Below are 16,037 nucleotides of genomic sequence, written 5' to 3'. Positions count from 1 at the left end.
CCTTGCGGCCCACCCCATGAATCCTTCCGACGTCATTGCCTTCCTCGAGGAGAATCCCGACTTCTTCGACCGGAATTCGACCCTGCTGACCGACCTCACGGTGACCCACCCCAACAATGGGCAGGCCATCTCTCTCACCGAGAGGCAGCTCATCGCGCTGCGTGACCGGATTGCCCAGCTGGAAGACAAGTTTGCCGAACTCCTGTCCTTCGGCGAGGAAAATGATGCGATCGGCGAGAAGGTTCATCGCCTCACCCTGTCCCTGCTGGAGGCGGAGGATTTCGAGTCCATCCGCCAGGCCATCTACCTGCATCTCAAGGAAGATTTCTCCGTGCCCCACGTGGCCTTCCGGGTCTGGAACAGCGTGCTGTCGCGCAGCGGGCCGGAGTTCCTGCCGGTGGGCGAGGAGGTGCGCTTCTTCGCCGGCGACCTGGTGCAGCCCTATTGCGGCGCGCCGGTGACCAAGGAAGTCATGGCCTGGTTCGGGCCGGCCAGCCGCCTGCTGCGTTCGGTGGCCCTGGTGCCGCTGCAGCGCGACGACCAGACCTTTGGCCTGCTGGCGATGGGCAGTGAAGACCCGGAACGTTTCTATCCGGAGATGGGCACGCTCTACGTCACGCGGATCGGCGAGATGGTTTCCTGCGCCCTCCGCCGCCAACTCGGCTGAGGGGTCGATAGCGCTACTGCGCAACCCGCTCCCGCGACTGCGATGCTCGCCGTACTCATGTACGGCTGCGCTTCTCCCCGCGGCCTCGGGCCGCTCGCTACGCGCTCTCGACCCCTCCGGCGAGGGGTTGTCTTTTATGGAAGCTCCCGGCCTGGGGGTTTTTGTTTTTTGAAGGTTTTTTCAATGGCTGATCTGATTCTCAAACCCGGCAAGGAACGTTCCGTGCTCCGTCGTCACCCCTGGATCTTTGCCGGATCGGTGGATCGGCTGGAGGGGCGGGCGCGGCCGGGGGATACGGTGCTGGTCAAGGACGCCGATGGTAAGGCGCTGGCGCGGGCCGCGTGGTCGCCGGAGTCGCAGATCCGGGCCCGGGTGTGGTCCTTCGATGTGGAGCAGTCCGTCGATCATGCCTTCATCAAGCGTGCGGTGGCGGCATCGGTGGCGCGGCGGGCGTCGCACCCCTGGCTGGCGGGCCAGGACGGGGTGCGCCTGATCCACGGGGAGTCCGACGGCTTGCCCGGCGTCATTGCCGACCGCTTCGGACCTGTGGTGGTGGTCCAGCTCACCAGCGCGGGAGCGGACAAGTGGCGCGATGCCATCGTCGCCGGCCTGGTCCAGGCCACCGGCTGCGGTACGGTCTATGAACGCTCGGATTCCGACGTGCGCAAGCTCGAAGGCCTGGGCCCGGTGACCGGCCTGGCCCACGGCGAGCTGCCCGAGCTGCTGACCATCGTCGAGAACGGTGTGCGCATGGAAGTGGACGTGGAGAAGGGCCACAAGACCGGCTTCTATCTCGACCAGCGCGACAACCGCCTGCTCACCGGCCAGCTCGCCGCCGGACGCGACATGCTCAACTGCTTCTGCTACACCGGCGGTTTCTCGCTGCAGGCCCTGGCCGGTGGCGTGAAGAGCGTGATCTCCATCGACTCCTCGGGGCCTGCGCTGGCCACCGCGGCCCGCAACGTGGCCCACAACCCCCAGCTTGACGCGAGCCGCGCCGAATGGCGTGAGGACGACGTGTTCCAGGCCCTGCGCGGTTTCAAGGCCGAAGGGCGCAAGTTCGACCTGATCGTGCTCGATCCGCCCAAGTTCGCGCCTTCCGCGGCCCACGCGGAGCGGGCGGCGCGTGCCTACAAGGACATCAACCTGCTGGGTTTCCGCCTGCTCAATCCCGGCGGCATCCTGATGACCTACTCCTGCTCTGGCGGAATCGGCCAGGAGTTGTTCCAGAAGATCATCGCCGGGGCGGCGGCCGACGTGGGCGTCGAGGCGCGCATCCTGCATCGCCTGTCGGCGGCGCCCGATCATCCCATCGGGCTGGCCGTGCCGGAAGGCGAATATCTGAAGGGCCTGGCCTGCCAGATCTGAGTCGGGCGACCCTGCGTGCAGTGTGTCTGCCGTCCCTCTCGTGAGGGGGGCGGCCCCTGCGCCCGGCCGGGTGGAGGTGGGGTGCTCAAAACGGGTATTTATCCAGGCGTCAAATCCGGTTGAGGTGTGTATCCTCCTGTTGTCATGGAATCGGTTAAATGTTGTGTCTTTTAACTGATTCGACTTGCTACGGAGATACAGATGAACACCCCGCATTCCCCTGACGCAACGATCCTCGCTACGCCTGCCGGGGATGAATCCGGGGCTCAGGCGCGCAACGACCAGCGGGTCGCTTCCCTGCTGCTGTCCCGCTACAACCTGCGCCAGCTGGTTCGTCTTTATGCGGCCTTCGATGGCGACCTCCTGCTGCCCATCGTGCTGGGTGAGGTCGGCCTCTACAACGTGGGCGGCCTGGGGCTCGATGACCAGGCCCTGGCTGCGCTGCGCTGCCATGGCGAGCAGGACTTCGAAAAGCTGCCCCTGCGCCCCTGCAATGCCTTCTCGATCAGTTCGTCCACCGGCATCCCGCGGGAAACCGTGCGCCGCAAGGTGAGCCACCTGATCCAGCTTGGCTGGATCGCCCGTGACGTGAAGGGCGGCCTGACGATCACCGCCAAGGCCATCAATATCTGCCTCGAACCCTTCGACCAGGAAAACCTGGCCGATTTCCTGTCGACGGCCGACCGGATCCGCGCTGTGCAGAGCGACACCGGCAGCTGAACCGGATGGCGCTGGAAGTGCCCCGCCCGGGGCGCTCCTCGTGTCTGTTGATGTGTTCCGCCTGTTGATCAGCCCTGCGGATCCCACAGCCCGCCGCTGCCCGTTCCGCCCGGTGCGCGCAGCCCGAAGTGCTGCCAGATCGACGCCGTGGCCATGCGGCCGCGTGGCGTGCGCTGCAGGTAGCCCTGCTGGATGAGGTAGGGTTCCAGTACGTCCTCGATGGTGTCGGACGATTCACCGATGGCGGCCGCCAGGTTGTCCAGGCCCACCGGGCCGCCGCCGAACTTCTCCAGCATCGCTCCCAGCAGCTTGCGGTCCATCAGGTCGAGGCCGAGATGGTCCACGTCCAGCATGGTGAGTGCCGCATCCGCCACCTGGGCGCTGATGCGGCCGTCGGCACGCACTTCGGCGTAGTCGCGGACGCGCCGCAGCAGGCGGTTGGCAATGCGCGGCGTGCCGCGGGCGCGGCGGGCGATTTCAAAGGCACCGGTATCGTCGATTTCCACGTCGAGCAGGCGCGACGAGCGGCCGACGATGTAGGCCAGTTCCTGGGCGGTGTAGAACTCCAGCCGCGCGACGATGCCGAAGCGGTCGCGCAGGGGGTTGGTGAGCATGCCGGCGCGGGTGGTGGCGCCCACCAGGGTGAAGGGTGGCAGGTCCAGCTTCACCGAACGGGCGGCCGGGCCTTCGCCGATCATGATGTCGATCTGGAAGTCTTCCAGGGCCGGGTAGAGGATCTCCTCCACCACCGGGCTGAGGCGGTGGATCTCGTCGATGAAGAGGACGTCGTGGGGTTCCAGGTTGGTCAGCAGGGCGGCAAGGTCGCCCGCCCGTTCCAGCACCGGGCCGGAGGTCTGACGCAGGTTCACCCCCATCTCGGCGGCCACGATGTGGGCCAGGGTGGTCTTGCCGAGGCCCGGCGGGCCGAACAGCAGCACGTGGTCGAGGGCTTCGCCACGTTTGCGGGCGGCACTGATGAAGATGTCCAGCTGTTCGCGGATCTTCTGCTGGCCGACGTAATCGTCCAGGCGCTTGGGACGCAGGGCCCGTTCCAGGGCCTCCTCCTGGGTGCTGGCCCGCTGGGCGGTGATGAGGCGGGCGGAAGGGTCGGGCTGGCCGCCCTTCAGGTCGTCGGTCTGGATCATGGGCGGGCTTGCGGGGCGTCTTGGGCCTCTTCGTCGAGGTCGGGGGCGTTCTCGCTGGTACGGGCTTCCGTCCAGTGGGAGAACAGGGCCTGGCCGAGGGCCAGGAAGGTGGGGCCCAGGAAGATGCCGATGAAGCCGAAGGCCAGCACCCCGCCGAAGGCTCCCAGCGCGATCAGCAGGATGGGCAGGCTGGCCGTGCGGCTGATCAGGAAGGGCTTGAGGAAGTTGTCCACCGAACTGATCGCCAGCACGCCCCACAGCACCATGAAGATGGCCCAACCGTTCTCGCCCTGCTGGTACAGCCAGAAGGCCGCGCCGCCCCAGATCAGGGGCGGACCGATGGGGACCAGGGACAGGAAGAACACACCGGCGGCCATCAGCAGGGCGCCGGGCACGCCAGCCAGCAGGAAGCCGACCAAGGCCACGATGGCCTGGGCCGCAGCGGTTCCGACGATCCCGATCATCACCGCCTTGACGGTATTGCCGGCGAGCTCCAGCAGTTCGCTCCACAGCTCGCTGCCGAGGCGCGCCGCGCCGGCTTCCAGTTTGGCCTCGATACGCGCTCCGTCCCGGTACAGGAAGAACACGATGAACAGGACCAGGGAGATCTGCAGCAGGCCTTGGCCCACCACTCCGCCCATGCCGAGGGCGAGCTTGCGGGCGGGCTCCACGGCCTGCAGGGCCAGCTTGCGCATCTCCGCCTGGCTGTGGGTCAGCTTGCGCACGTAGGCATCGATCTCGCCACCGACCAGCGGGATGTCCTTCAGCCAGGCCGGTGGACGGCCGTCGGATTGCTCGATGAGGGTCCGGATGTAATCCACCAGGTCGATGGCCGAATCGGTGAGGGAGGCGGCGAGGCCGATCATCGGCACCAGCAGCACGGCAGTGAGCAGCAGGGTCATGGTGATGGCGGCCAGGCCATCGCGCCGCCCCAGGCGGCGGTGCAGGCTCTCGTAGAGCGGCCAGGTGGTGACGCATACCGTGCCGGCGAACAGGATGGCCGCAAAGAAGGGGCTGAGCACGAAGGCGCAGCCGAGGAGCAGCAGGGCCGTGATGGCCAACTGGGCGGTGCGTCGGGGAGTCATGGGCGTGTCTCGAATGGGTTTGCCGGATTATCCCCGATTCTGCCGCCCGGCAGCAGCCTGCCACTCATGACGCCGGCTTGGGAGGCTTGAGCCGGACGTAGAGGGTCTTGCTGACGGTGGCCACCACCTCGCCCTTGTGGTTGAGCACATCCACGGCAAAGGTCGGCTCGTGCTTGTCGCCGCCGGCAGTCGCGGCGCGGATGGACTCCAGCTGGGCGGGGGTGATGCGGAAGGTGGCGCGCACCGTACCGCGGCCGGGCAGGCGGTAGTCGATGCTGGAGGCCTTGTCCCACACCACGTAGCGGCGGCCCAGGTTGTGCATGACCAGCAGGGCGAAGAAGGGATCGGTCATGGCGAACAGGGAGCCGCCGAAATGGGTGCCCATGTAGTTGCGGTTGAGCAGTCCCATGCGCATGCGCACCGAGGCTTCCAGGTAGTCGGGGCTGATCCGCTCCACGTGGATGCCGGCCCCGATGAAGGGCGGCCACAGGTTCATCAGCAGGCGCAGCGGACCGGCTCCGAGCTTCACGTTGCGCATGAAGCCCTGCTTGAGTTTCTGGCTCATCCCCGTTCTCCCCGTCCGCTCAGGCCTTGGACAGGCCCCTGAGGGCCTGGCGGATGCCGTCGGAGACGCTGACGCCTTCAGGCAGGGTCTTGACCGCGCCGATGGCTTCCTTCTCGTTGTAGCCGAGCGCCAGCAGGGCATTGACGATGTCGCCCCGGTCGTCGCCGGGCCTGGCGGTGATGGTGCTGCCGGCCACCGTCGGCAGGGCCTTGGCGAGCTTGTCGCGCAGCTCCAGCAGCAGCCGCTCGGCGGTCTTCTTGCCGATGCCGGGAATCTTGATCAGGCGCCCGCTCTCCTGCAGGGCCACCGCCTGGGCCAGGTCGCCGACCGACAGCCCGGAGAGGACGGCCAGGGCGGTGCGGGCTCCGATGCCGGCCACCTTGAGGAGCTGGCGGAAGGCGGCGCGTTCTTCTTCGGTGGCGAAGCCGTACAGGAAGTGGCCATCTTCGCGCACCGCCATGTGGGTGGCCAGGCTGACGTTCTGGCCGTTGGCGGGCAGGCCGTAGAAGGTGCTCATCGGCACCTCCAGTTCATAGCCGACGCCGTTGACGTCCACCAGGATCTGCGGCGGGTTCTTTTCGGCCAGGCGGCCGGTGATGCGTCCGATCATGCGTGCTTTCGGGGGTTACGAGTAGTCGGCGGCGATGAAGGCCGGGAGTGCCTCGGCGGCGGCAGAGAGGGCTGCCAGGCGGGGGTGCTCACTGTCGGCCAGCAGGCCGGGGGCGGAGAAGTGGGTGAAGCGCCAGGCCACCGCGACGGTGATGTCGGCCTGGGTGACGCGGTCACCGCACAGCCACTCGCTGTCGCCCAGATGGCCTTCGAGCAGCGCGTAGGTGTCGGCGATCTGGCCTTCGACGCGCTGCAGCCAATCGGGGTCGCGATATTCGGCGGCCCGTACCTTCATCTCGTAGACCCGGTGCACGCTCTTCTCGGCGGCGGCGAGGCCCAGGCTGACGAGCTGCAGGCAGCGGCGGTACGCGGAAGGGTCGGTGGGCCACAGGCTCTTGCCCGGCCCGGCGATGTGTTCCAGCCAGGCGATGATCTGGGAGCTGTCCACCATCAGCTCGCCGTCGTCGAAGACCAGGGTAGGGGCCTTCACGAGCGGGTTGATGGCGTGGAATTCGTCGAAGTTGCGGAAGACCGACAGGGTCTGGTGCTCGAAGGGAATGCCGAGCGTGCGTGCCGTGATGAAGCTGCGGCGGACGAAGGGGGAGTCGAGCAGGCCGATAAGTTTCATGGTGATCCTCCGGTAAGGGTTTGGGCGCAACGGGCGGCGGTGCTGCGCAGGCGGGTCAGGATGGCTTCCGCCTCGTCCCGGCCCCTGGCCGGCAGGCGGGCCTCGTGACCGCTGCCCAGGTTGCCGCCGCCGAAATAGAGGCGGACCTCATCCGCGCGGACATCCACGTATTGCACGATGCCGAGGTTGATGAAGCGCTGGGTGCCGCCGTCGGCAGGCAGCGGGAACAGGCAGAAGGCGGTCGAGCCGGCATCGGCGGCCCGCGTCAGGGGGGCTGCCAGCGCAAGGACGATGGCCAGCATGGGGCGCAGCAGGTGGCGCGGCATCATGACAGTCTTCCCTCCAGAAAGCGGGCTATATCGTGCAGGCTGCCGGCCACGGGCACGGCGGCGGCCCGCAGGTCGGCGGCGGGCTGCAGCAGGTCGGGGACCATCACCACCCGCGCGCCGGCGGCCAGGGCGCCGCGCACGCCGGCATTGGAGTCCTCGAGGACCAGGCAGTGGCCCACCGGCAGCCCCAGGCGCTCGGCGGCGGCCAGGAAGATGTCCGGGGCCGGCTTGCCCCGGCTGACCTCGTCACCGCAGACCATGCCGTGTACCCGGCTCAGCAGGCCGACCGCGGCGAGCTTGGGCTCGGCCCGGGAGCGCCGGGTCGAGGTGGCGACGACACGGCGGATGGCCAGCCCGTCGAGCACATCGAAGAGCTCGGTGACGCCGCCCTTGAGCGGAATGCGGCCGGCGGCAATGGCGGCTTCGTAGATGCGTCCGAAGGCTTCGTAGAGCTCGGCGACCGGGTAGTCCTCACCGAGGTGCTGGCGGATCACCGCCGGCCCGTCATTGGAATTGAGGCCCACCATGGCCAGCCCCACCTCCGGCCGCCAGGGCAGGCCCAGTTCGGTGGCGGCCTCGGCGACGGTGGCCAGGGCGACCCGCTCGCTGTCGAGGAGCAGGCCGTCCATGTCGAAGATCACGCCCTGGATCTGCGCAGGGGAGAAAGGTAGGTGCAGGGGCGGGCTCATGGCTGGGGTCCGGGCCAGCGTCCGAAGGCCAGGGTGGCGGCGAGGACGAGGCCGTGCAGGTTGGCGGCGGCGATGGTGAGCCGCAGGGCGGGGGCCAGCTCGGCCGGCTCGCTGGCGTGGGCGAGCAGGGTGCGCAGCCCGCGGAACGACAGGATCAGCGTCATCGCGGCGGCGGCGGCGCCCTGCGGCAGGCGCTCGCGCCCGACCATCAGGACCAGCCAGGCGTAGGCCGCCAGCACCAGGCCCAGGCAGACCCACTTGGCCGTGTCGGGCCCCAGGCGGACCACCAGGGTGCGTTTGCCGGCGCTGGCATCGCCCTGGCGGTCAGGGAATTCATTGACGAACAGGATCGCGGCCACCAGCAGGGCGTAGGACAGGCCAGCCTGGAAGGGGACCGGCGAGAAGCTGCCGCGCTGCACGAAATCGCTGCCGATGATGACGATCAGCCAGCCGGCCGCCACGGCAGCCTCGCCCAGGCCGCGGCTGACCAGGGCCAGCGGCGGGGCGGTGTAAGCCCAGCCCAGGAACAGCCCGGCCAGCCCGATGAGGATCAGCCCCGCGGCGGAGTGGGTGGCCAGCCACAGGCCGGCGGGTACCACCAGGGCCAGCAGGGCATAGCCCAGGCGGCCGGTTTCGGCTTCGCTGAGCACGCCGTTCTGGATGAAGCGGCTGCCGCCGGTGAAGGGATAGATGCGCTCGGTGTTGGCGGCGTCGGCGCCGCTGCGGGCGTCGTAGTAGTCGTTCAGGACATTGATGCCGGCGTGGGCAACCAGGGCGAAGAGCACGCTCAGCACCGCCTTTGCCAGATCCAGGGGCACGCCGCTTCCATGCGCGGCGGCCAGGCCGATCAGGCAGGCAAACAGGGTCACACCCAGGAAGGCCGGCCGGGTGGCCATCACGCAGGCCATCACCGGGCGGGCGCGCAGGCCGGGGCCGGGTTCGGCGGGTTGAGGCGGATGGACGTGAGCGGGTGGGGGGGACATGGGCTTTGAGGTCGGATGGACACGCAATCCTGCGTTGGGGCGGCGTCCGGGTCAAGTTGCGGGTATGCGGAACACGACAATTGCAAGCCCTATCGGTTAGGATCGACGCCTGATCCCGCTGCCGGAAGTCCGATCTTGGCGACTCTTGCCCATCCTCGTTCCCATGCCTCCGCCATGGCCCCGCGTATTTACGGCGGGGGCGTGGCGCTGGTGGCCCTGGTGGCGCTGGCAGCTTGGCTTGCCGTGTATCCCTTCGGCCCCTGGCTGGCGGGTGTCATTCTGGCGGTTTATATGGTGCTGGTCCTGATCCAGCCGGCCCTGTGGCTGGTGTTGCTGCCGGCCCTGTGGCCGGTGATCGACCTGGCGCCATGGACCGGCCAGATCCACATCAACGAGAGCGATGCCCTGGCGCTGGCCACGCTGGCCGGTCTTGGCCTGCGCGAGTTGCTGGCGCCGCCGCCGCCGACGCTGCAGGGCAGGGCCCCGGTCAAGCTGAGGGCAGCCGCGCTGGCCTGCTTCGGTCTGCTGGCGGCCGCCGTGGTGATATCCACCCTGCGCGGCCTGCAGCCCTTTCCGCCGCTCGATGCCGGCAGCCTGGTGGGCTATGGCACGCCACTCAACAGCCTGCGGGTGGCCAAGGGCTACGTCCTGGCCTTTGCACTGATCCCCTTCCTGCACCTGGCGATCCGGCGAGATGGCGAGCTGGCCCTGCGCCGTTTTGCGGCGGGCGTGACCTTCGGCCTGGGGACCTGTGCGCTGGGGGCCCTGTGGGAGCGGATGGCCTTCCCCGGCCTGACCAACTTCTCGGCAGACTACCGGAGTGCGGCCCTGTTCTGGGAGATGCACGTCGGCGGTGCCGCCCTGGATGCCTGGCTCAGCCTGAGCTTTCCTTTTGCCTTGGCGCACTTGCACGCCGCCCGCAGCAAGTGGGCGCGGGTGGTGGCCCTGTTCCTGGTGGGGCTTGGCAGCTATGCCTTGTTCACCACTTTTTCGCGCATCGTCTATGCCTCGATGCTGGTGTCGGGCACGGTGCTGGCGGTGGCGGCGTGGCGTCACCCGGCGCGGCGGGCGGGTGCGGATGAGGGGGGCGACCATGCGCTGGTGCTGATCGTGCTCGCGGTGGCGGGCCTGGCAGGATGCGCCCTGGCCTTCCAGTCGGGAGGTTATCGGGGCATGGCGGCCTTTGCCGGTCTGTTGCTGCTCGTTTACCTGGGGGGCGGCGTGCTCCGTGACGGCAAGGGGGGCGTGCTGGCCGGAGGCGGGCTGGCGGGCCTGCTGCTGGCTGCCGTGACGGGCGTGCTGGCCTGGTGGTTGCCCAAGGGGGTTTACGTGGTTTATGGCCTGGCCTGGTGTATCACGGCCGTGGTCCTGCTCGGTGGGCTGCGTGGCCGCCTGACGGCCCCTCCGGCGCTGGTGGCGGCCCTGCTGGCATGGCTCGCAGCCCATGCCGTGCTGGTGAATGCCTTCTGGGGCGAGATGACGGGTCTCCCAGGTGTGCTGCTGGCCGTCGGGATGGTGGGGGGCGTGCTGATCGCCCAGTCCGCCGGGGTACGCCCCCTGTGGGTGCCCCGGCTGCGTGACCTGCACGTGGTGGCCGGGTTGCTGGTGGCGGGGGGTATGGTCGTCGCCACCCTGGCGAGCGCTTACATGGGTAACCGCCTGGCGTCTACGGAGGATGACTTCAAGGGGCGCATGAGGCACTTCGAGCATAGCCTCGGACTGGTGCGCGACCTTGGCGGCACGGCCTTCGGGCTGGGGCTCGGGCGTTATCCCGACAGCTATTTCTGGAACGTGACGGATCCGGGGGTGCCGGGCTTCCTGGCCTTGCAGGGCGCCCCTGGCCACCGTTACCTGCAGCTTGGCGGGGAGCGCCGGGTGACGGGGTTCGGCGAGCATCTGCACCTGATGCAGCGGCTCGAGGGCGATCCGCGAGCGCCTTTCCAGCTCAGGGCCAGGCTGCGCAGCGCGGGAGCCATCCAGATCGCCGTGGCGGTGTGCCGCAAGCATCTGCTGTACCCGGAGGACTGCACCGAGCAGGCGATCCCGGTGAGGGGGGACGCAAACTGGCAGGAGGTGGAGATCCGCCTCGATGGTGCCACCTTCCGCCCCGCCGGCTGGCCGCCCCGCCCCGCGGTGTTGTCGGTCAGCGTGCTGGGCAAGGGGCCGGTGGATTTCGATGAACTGCAACTCTTCGATGGCCGTCTGCGCAGCCTGTTGCGCAATGGGGATTTCGAGCGTGGCAGTGATTTCTGGTTCTTCTCGTCCGACCACGACCACTTGCCCTGGCACGCCAAGAATGTTTTTCTGCAGACCTATGTGGAACAGGGCCTGCTGGGCATGATCGCGCTGGTGGCGGCGCTGGGGGCGGCGGGGGTCCATCTGGCCGGCCGGCGGACCCGCGGTCATCCGCTGGCCCCCGTCCTGCTGGCTTCGCTGGCGGGCGGGGTGACGGTGGGCCTGGTGGACAGCCTGGTGGACATGCCCCGCATCACGCTGCTGCTGCTGCTGGTTCTGTGGCTGGGTTTGAATCTTCGTCTCCCGCCAGACCCGGTGCAGTCCGGGCCGGGCTAGTCCGGCGGGCGTGACCGAAACAGGAGTGCAGATGTGAAACCATCGATCCCATTGATCGCTGTCGTGCTGGCGGCGTGCAGTGCGTCGGCCCAGGCGGCGACCCTTACGGTCGGCCCGCTGGAGGCCATCACCCGCATCGCCGAGGCCGCCCGGTTGGCGAAGGACGGCGATACCGTGCTCATCCAGCCCGGTACCTACCGGGGCGATGTAGCGGTGTGGAGGCAGCGCAGCCTCGAGATCCGGGGGATCGGCCAGCGTCCGGTGCTCGAGGCGGCGGGTAGCAGTGCCGAGGGCAAGGGCATCTGGGTGTTTGCCGGCGGGCGCTTCAAGGTGGCCAACATCGAGTTTCGCGGTGCCCGTGCCACAGACCACAATGGTGCCGGGATCCGTCTCGAGAAAGGGAGCCTGGAGATCGGCAACTGCGTCTTCGAGGGCAATGAGACGGCCATCCTCACCGGCAACGATGCCGACACCGAGCTGCAGGTGCGGGACAGCATTTTCAGCCGCGCGCCACAGGACAGTCTGTCCCTGCACCACCTGCTCTATGCCGGGCGGATCCGCCACCTGTCGGTGGAGGGCAGCCGCTTCCACGGCGGCTACCTGGGGCATCTCCTGAAGAGCCGGGCGGCGCGTAGCGAGATCCGCTACAACCTGCTGGTGGACGGGCGGGACGGCCGCGCTTCCTACGAGCTCGAGTTTCCCAATGGCGGGGTGGCGCTGGTGGTGGGCAACGTGATCGGGCAGAGCCGCGCCAGTTCCAACATCACCATGGTGGCCTACGGCGCCGAATCGTCCGTGTGGCCGGAAAACCGGCTGGTGCTGTCGCATAACACCCTGATCAGCGAGGGCTGGCGTCCGGCCCTGTTCGCCCGGGTGTGGGGCAGCCGCCTGCCGGCGAACACCACGGTGGTGACGCGCAACAACCTGCTGGCTGGCCTGGGGCTGTTCGACCTGGTGCTGCCCGGCACGCACCAGGGCAATCATCTGCTGCGCCCGGGGGCCCTGGAGACGGAGAGTCTGGCGTTCAGCCTGCCGGAGGATTCGTCGCTGCGGGGGCAGGTCGACATGCCGTCGCCGACCACCGAGGCCGAGCTCGTGCCCACTGCGGAGTTCAGCTTCCCGGTCGGGACGACGCCCCTGCTTGTGCCGGCGAAGTGGGCGCCGGGGGCCTTTCAGAGTGCCGGGATCAGGCTCCGGCCGGGCTCCGCGGGGCTGCCTTCTCCGAGTCCGGCATCACGGTGACGCGCACTTCAGGGGCCTGGGCGAGGCCGCCGAGGATCACCCCGCGTAGCGGCGAGACGTCCTGGAAATCCCGCCCCCAGCCCAGGGTGACGTGACGCACATCGGGCTGGATGCCGTTGGTGGGGTCGTATTCCACCCAGCCATTGCGTGGGCACCACACGGAGACCCAGGCGTGGGATGCGTCGGCGCCGATCAGGCGGGGCTTGCCCGGCGGTGGGTCGGTCAGCAGGTAGCCGGACATGTAGCGGGCCGGGATGCCGACCGAGCGCAGGGCGGCAATCATCAGGTGGGCAAAATCCTGGCAGACACCGCGCTTGCGCTTGAGCACCTCGTGCACCGGGGTGCTCACCTCGGTGGCCTTGGCATCGAAGGTGAAGGTCTTGAAGATCAGGTCCATCAGCGCCTTGGTGGCGACCAGCAGGGGCAGGCCCGGCTTGAAGGCGGTGGCGGCGAATTCGGCCAGTAGTGCGTCACGGGGCACCCGGGGCGAGGCATAGAGGTAGCGCAGGGCGTCCAGGGAGTCGGCGCTGCGGGGCTTGGGGTGGTAGCGCAGGCTGTCGCGCACGCTCTCCCAGAGGGGGGAGTCGTCGGGCTTGGGCAGCTCCCGGCCGATCACCGTGACATGGCTTTCGGCGCGTACGAGCAGTCCATCGTGGGGGGTGTCGAGGGACAGCCAGGCCACCGGGTTGCCGAAGGCGTCCTCGCCTTCCTCCAGCTGGGCCAGGGCCGGCTCGATGGTGATCTGGCCCGACTCGCGGGTCTGCCACGGCAGTTTCCGGGGGATCAGGTGGAGCAGGTGCTGGGCCAGCGAGACCGGGACGCCGCAGGCGGGGTACTCGGTCTCGTGGATGACGGTATAGGCGACGCGGCGGGTCATGAGGGAACAGATCCTTGCTGGCCGCTCAGGCGGCGAAGGTGGCCTGGCCGGCGATGCCCACGTGGCTGAAAAAGCGCATGGCCAGGCGATCGGACAGGTGGCGGCCGGCCCGGGCCAGGTGATCCAGCAGATCGGCCAGCTGCAGGACGGCTTCGCGCCGTTCGGGTTCGGGGCAGAGGGACTCAAGGTGTGCCCAGGGGAAGGCCTGGACGGCGCCGAAGGCCCGGTCGAGTTCCGCCACGCCCAGCTCCACACCGTCGGTCTCGAAGGTCTTGAGGTAGTTGCTGAGCATGCGGGCCTGGAAGGCCAGGGCGTGGGGGTTGGCATCATCCATGGTGAGCAGGTGCATGGCGGGCAGCAGCTCGGGCTGGGCCCGGTAGCGGGTCCGGTAGGTGATGATCGAGTCGCACAGCTCCAGCAGGGCCTCTACCGCCAGCTCCCGGTGCAGCGGGCCGGCCACCTCGGCGTAGCGCCGCAGGAAGCGCGCCAGGCGGCCGGACAGGTTGTCCAGGCGCTCCAGGCGACGGCCCACGATGTGCAGGCGCCAGCCCATGTCACGGGTCATGTTGTCCATGGCGAAGCCGGACAGGGACACAAAGGTGGTCAGGGCTTCGTCGAGGAATTCGAGCAGGGCGGAGACGTCGCTGACCCGCCCGCGGGCGCTCTCGATCTCTGCCGACAGGCGTTTGAGGGCGTGCCAGTGGTCCAGCGACAGGTGTTCGCGGGCCTGGGTGGCACACCAGGTCAGGCGCTGCAGGTTGGCCGCCAGGCCGCATTCGGCGCGGCGGTCGAGGACGGCCCGGAACAGGTCGAGCTCGGCCTTGGCGAGCGGGGTGGCGGAGACTTCTCCCTCGATCAGTCCGGCACCGGCGGCCAGGTCGAGCATCACCGACAGGGCGCCGGCCCTTTCGGTGCGGCGCCCCTCGGAGAGGCGCGACAGGGCCAGCCGGGCCAGCCGGGCGACCGCGTCGCAGCGCTCGCCGTAGCGGCCGAACCAGAACAGGTTCTCGGCCAGGCGCGACGACAGGGTGCCGGTTTCGCCGATCAGGTCGCTGACCCGCAGAGTGTTCTGCAGCAGGCTGAAGGTGGACACCGGGCCGTCGGACGGCACCCAGGTGTCCTTGCTGCTGCCGCCCTTCTGCATGGTCAGGATGCGGGTGTTGTCCATGCCGGCCACCCGGGCCAGGCCACCGGGCAGCACGCTGTAGCCTTCCGGCGTGATCGCCGCATAGACGCGCAGGCCCATGGCCCGGGTCATCAGCTTGCGCCGGTGGCCGCCGGTCCATGCCGGGGCGCGCGACAGTTTGACCAGCTCCTGGGCCACGAAGGCGGAGGGGTCGGCCTCGATGCGCGCGGCGAGGGCAGCCAACTGGGGGGCATCGAGCTGGTCGCCAAAGATCACGTCGCTGCCGCCGCCGGGGAAGGTGGGCTTGATGACCAGCTCGCGCAGGTGCTTGAGCACCACGGCTTTGGCCGGCTCCTCGCCGCACCACCAGGTGGCCACCGAGGGCATCATCAGCTCCTCGCCCAGCAAGTGGCGCGAGATGCCGGGCAGGAAGCCGGGCAGGGCGGCGGATTCGAGCAGGCCGCTGCCCAGCGCGTTGGCCACCAGCACGCGGCCGGCGCGCACCGCGCCGAGCAGGCCGGGCACGCCCAGAGCAGAATCGGCCCGCAGCTCGACCGGGTCGCAGAAGTCGTCGTCGAGGCGGCGCAGGATGGCATGCACCCGCTTCAGGCCGGAGACGGTCTTGAGATAGACGGTGTCGTGGCGCACCGTCAGGTCCTGGCCCTCGACCAGGGGAAAACCCAGGTAGCGGGCCAGGTAGACGTGTTCGAAGTAGGTTTCGTTGAAGGGCCCCGGGGTCAGCAGCACCGTCAGGGGATGCTCGCCGTCGGTCGGGGCCTGGCTGCCCAGGCTGCGCTGCAGGCCGCGGAAGAAGCCGGCCAGGGTCTGCACCTGCAGGTCGCGGAACAGGTCGGGGAAGGCGCGCGACACCAGCAGGCGGTTTTCCAGTGCATAGCCGGCCCCGGAGGGGGACTGGGTGCGGTCGGCGATGACCCACCAATGCCCGTCCGGCGAGCGTGCCAGGTCGGCGGCGTAGAGATGCAGGAAGGCGCCACCGGCGGGCTTGATGCCCTTGCACGGCCAATGAAAACCTTTGTGTCCAAAGACCAGTTCGGGGGGCAGCAGCCCCTCGGCGAGGGTCGTCTGGTCACCGTAAAGGTCGCCCAGCAGGGCGTCGAGCAGGCGTACGCGCTGGCTGATGGCGGCGGAAATGCCGCGCCATTCCTCGGTGGGAAGGATCAGCGGGAGCAGGTCGAGGGACCACGGGCGGTCGGTGCCGCGGGGGTCGGCATAGACGTTGTAGGTGACCCCGTTCTGCTGGATTCCCCGCGCCAGCTGGGCCGCGCGGGCCTTCAGTACATCGGCGCTGGATTCGTCGATGTGGTCGAGGAATTCCTGCCAGTGGGGGCGTACGCCGTCTTCGCCGAAGAGCTCGTCATAGCTGTCGGGACGGTAGGGATAGTGGGAGAGGATCGAACTGGGCATCGGCAGAA

General features: G+C 68.8%; 15 protein-coding genes. 5 read left to right on the top strand and 10 right to left on the bottom strand.

Features of this window, described 5'->3' with window-relative positions:
• The first annotated feature begins 16 nt into the window (after nucleotides 1-16).
• From HHL15_RS05025 to HHL15_RS05015, 3 genes are all read left to right on the top strand, one after another.
• A complete protein-coding gene (locus tag HHL15_RS05025) occupies nucleotides 17-667 on the top strand; it encodes a DUF484 family protein (RefSeq protein WP_169144739.1) in 651 nt (216 codons plus the stop codon).
• A gap of 183 nt (nucleotides 668-850) precedes the next feature.
• Nucleotides 851-2,035, top strand: coding sequence for a class I SAM-dependent rRNA methyltransferase (locus tag HHL15_RS05020; protein WP_169144738.1), 1,185 nt, complete (start codon nucleotides 851-853; stop codon nucleotides 2,033-2,035).
• A gap of 201 nt (nucleotides 2,036-2,236) precedes the next feature.
• Nucleotides 2,237-2,755, top strand: coding sequence for a helix-turn-helix domain-containing protein (locus HHL15_RS05015; protein ID WP_169144737.1), 519 nt, complete (start codon nucleotides 2,237-2,239; stop codon nucleotides 2,753-2,755).
• A 68-nt stretch (nucleotides 2,756-2,823) separates the two neighbouring features.
• Here the strand turns inward: HHL15_RS05015 and ruvB are convergent, their stop codons facing one another.
• From ruvB to HHL15_RS04975, 8 genes are all read right to left on the bottom strand, one after another.
• Nucleotides 2,824-3,900, bottom strand: coding sequence for a Holliday junction branch migration DNA helicase RuvB (gene ruvB, locus HHL15_RS05010; RefSeq protein ID WP_169144736.1), 1,077 nt, complete (start codon nucleotides 3,898-3,900; stop codon nucleotides 2,824-2,826).
• A complete protein-coding gene (locus HHL15_RS05005) occupies nucleotides 3,897-4,985 on the bottom strand; it encodes an AI-2E family transporter (protein ID WP_169144735.1) in 1,089 nt (362 codons plus the stop codon). The genes ruvB and HHL15_RS05005 overlap by 4 nt, the downstream gene beginning before the upstream one ends.
• 64 nt (nucleotides 4,986-5,049) lie before the next feature.
• Nucleotides 5,050-5,550 carry a DUF4442 domain-containing protein gene (locus HHL15_RS05000; protein WP_206198601.1) on the bottom strand — a complete coding sequence of 167 codons (501 nt, stop codon included), beginning with the start codon at nucleotides 5,548-5,550 and terminating at the stop codon, nucleotides 5,050-5,052.
• Between the two features lie 19 nt (nucleotides 5,551-5,569).
• Nucleotides 5,570-6,160 (bottom strand): Holliday junction branch migration protein RuvA, encoded by a 591-nt coding sequence (ruvA, locus tag HHL15_RS04995; RefSeq protein WP_169144734.1) that lies wholly within the window; start codon nucleotides 6,158-6,160, stop codon nucleotides 5,570-5,572.
• A gap of 15 nt (nucleotides 6,161-6,175) precedes the next feature.
• Nucleotides 6,176-6,787 (bottom strand): glutathione S-transferase family protein, encoded by a 612-nt coding sequence (locus HHL15_RS04990; RefSeq protein WP_169144733.1) that lies wholly within the window; start codon nucleotides 6,785-6,787, stop codon nucleotides 6,176-6,178.
• Nucleotides 6,784-7,116 carry a hypothetical protein gene (locus HHL15_RS04985; RefSeq protein ID WP_169144732.1) on the bottom strand — a complete coding sequence of 111 codons (333 nt, stop codon included), beginning with the start codon at nucleotides 7,114-7,116 and terminating at the stop codon, nucleotides 6,784-6,786. The genes HHL15_RS04990 and HHL15_RS04985 overlap by 4 nt, the downstream gene beginning before the upstream one ends.
• On the bottom strand, nucleotides 7,113-7,805 hold the full coding sequence (locus HHL15_RS04980) for an HAD family hydrolase (protein ID WP_169144731.1): 693 nt from the start codon (nucleotides 7,803-7,805) through the stop codon (nucleotides 7,113-7,115). The genes HHL15_RS04985 and HHL15_RS04980 overlap by 4 nt, the downstream gene beginning before the upstream one ends.
• The gene (locus tag HHL15_RS04975; RefSeq protein WP_169144730.1) at nucleotides 7,802-8,788 is read right to left on the bottom strand and encodes a prenyltransferase; all 987 of its coding nucleotides are present in this window, start codon (nucleotides 8,786-8,788) and stop codon (nucleotides 7,802-7,804) included. Before HHL15_RS04975 ends, HHL15_RS04980 begins: the two co-directional genes overlap by 4 nt.
• Nucleotides 8,789-8,962: 174 nt before the next feature.
• Here HHL15_RS04975 and HHL15_RS04970 point away from each other — a divergent pair, with 174 nt between their 5' ends.
• Both HHL15_RS04970 and HHL15_RS04965 read left to right on the top strand, forming a co-directional pair.
• Nucleotides 8,963-11,359 carry a hypothetical protein gene (locus HHL15_RS04970; protein WP_169144729.1) on the top strand — a complete coding sequence of 799 codons (2,397 nt, stop codon included), beginning with the start codon at nucleotides 8,963-8,965 and terminating at the stop codon, nucleotides 11,357-11,359.
• Between the two features lie 33 nt (nucleotides 11,360-11,392).
• The gene (locus tag HHL15_RS04965) at nucleotides 11,393-12,601 is read left to right on the top strand and encodes a right-handed parallel beta-helix repeat-containing protein (RefSeq protein WP_169144728.1); all 1,209 of its coding nucleotides are present in this window, start codon (nucleotides 11,393-11,395) and stop codon (nucleotides 12,599-12,601) included.
• Here the strand turns inward: HHL15_RS04965 and HHL15_RS04960 are convergent.
• Both HHL15_RS04960 and HHL15_RS04955 read right to left on the bottom strand, forming a co-directional pair.
• Nucleotides 12,546-13,478, bottom strand: coding sequence for a transglutaminase family protein (locus HHL15_RS04960; protein ID WP_169144727.1), 933 nt, complete (start codon nucleotides 13,476-13,478; stop codon nucleotides 12,546-12,548). The two genes, HHL15_RS04965 and HHL15_RS04960, sit on opposite strands and share 56 nt — an antisense overlap.
• Before the next feature lie 25 nt (nucleotides 13,479-13,503).
• Nucleotides 13,504-16,029: a circularly permuted type 2 ATP-grasp protein gene (locus HHL15_RS04955; protein ID WP_169144726.1), complete on the bottom strand. Its 2,526-nt coding sequence runs from the start codon at nucleotides 16,027-16,029 to the stop codon at nucleotides 13,504-13,506.
• Between the last annotated feature and the right edge of the window lie 8 nt (nucleotides 16,030-16,037).

Source organism: Zoogloea dura, from assembly GCF_012927165.1.
Taxonomy (GTDB): Bacteria; Pseudomonadota; Gammaproteobacteria; order Burkholderiales; family Rhodocyclaceae; genus Zoogloea; species Zoogloea dura.
This window is presented reverse-complemented; position numbering and strand designations above follow the sequence as displayed.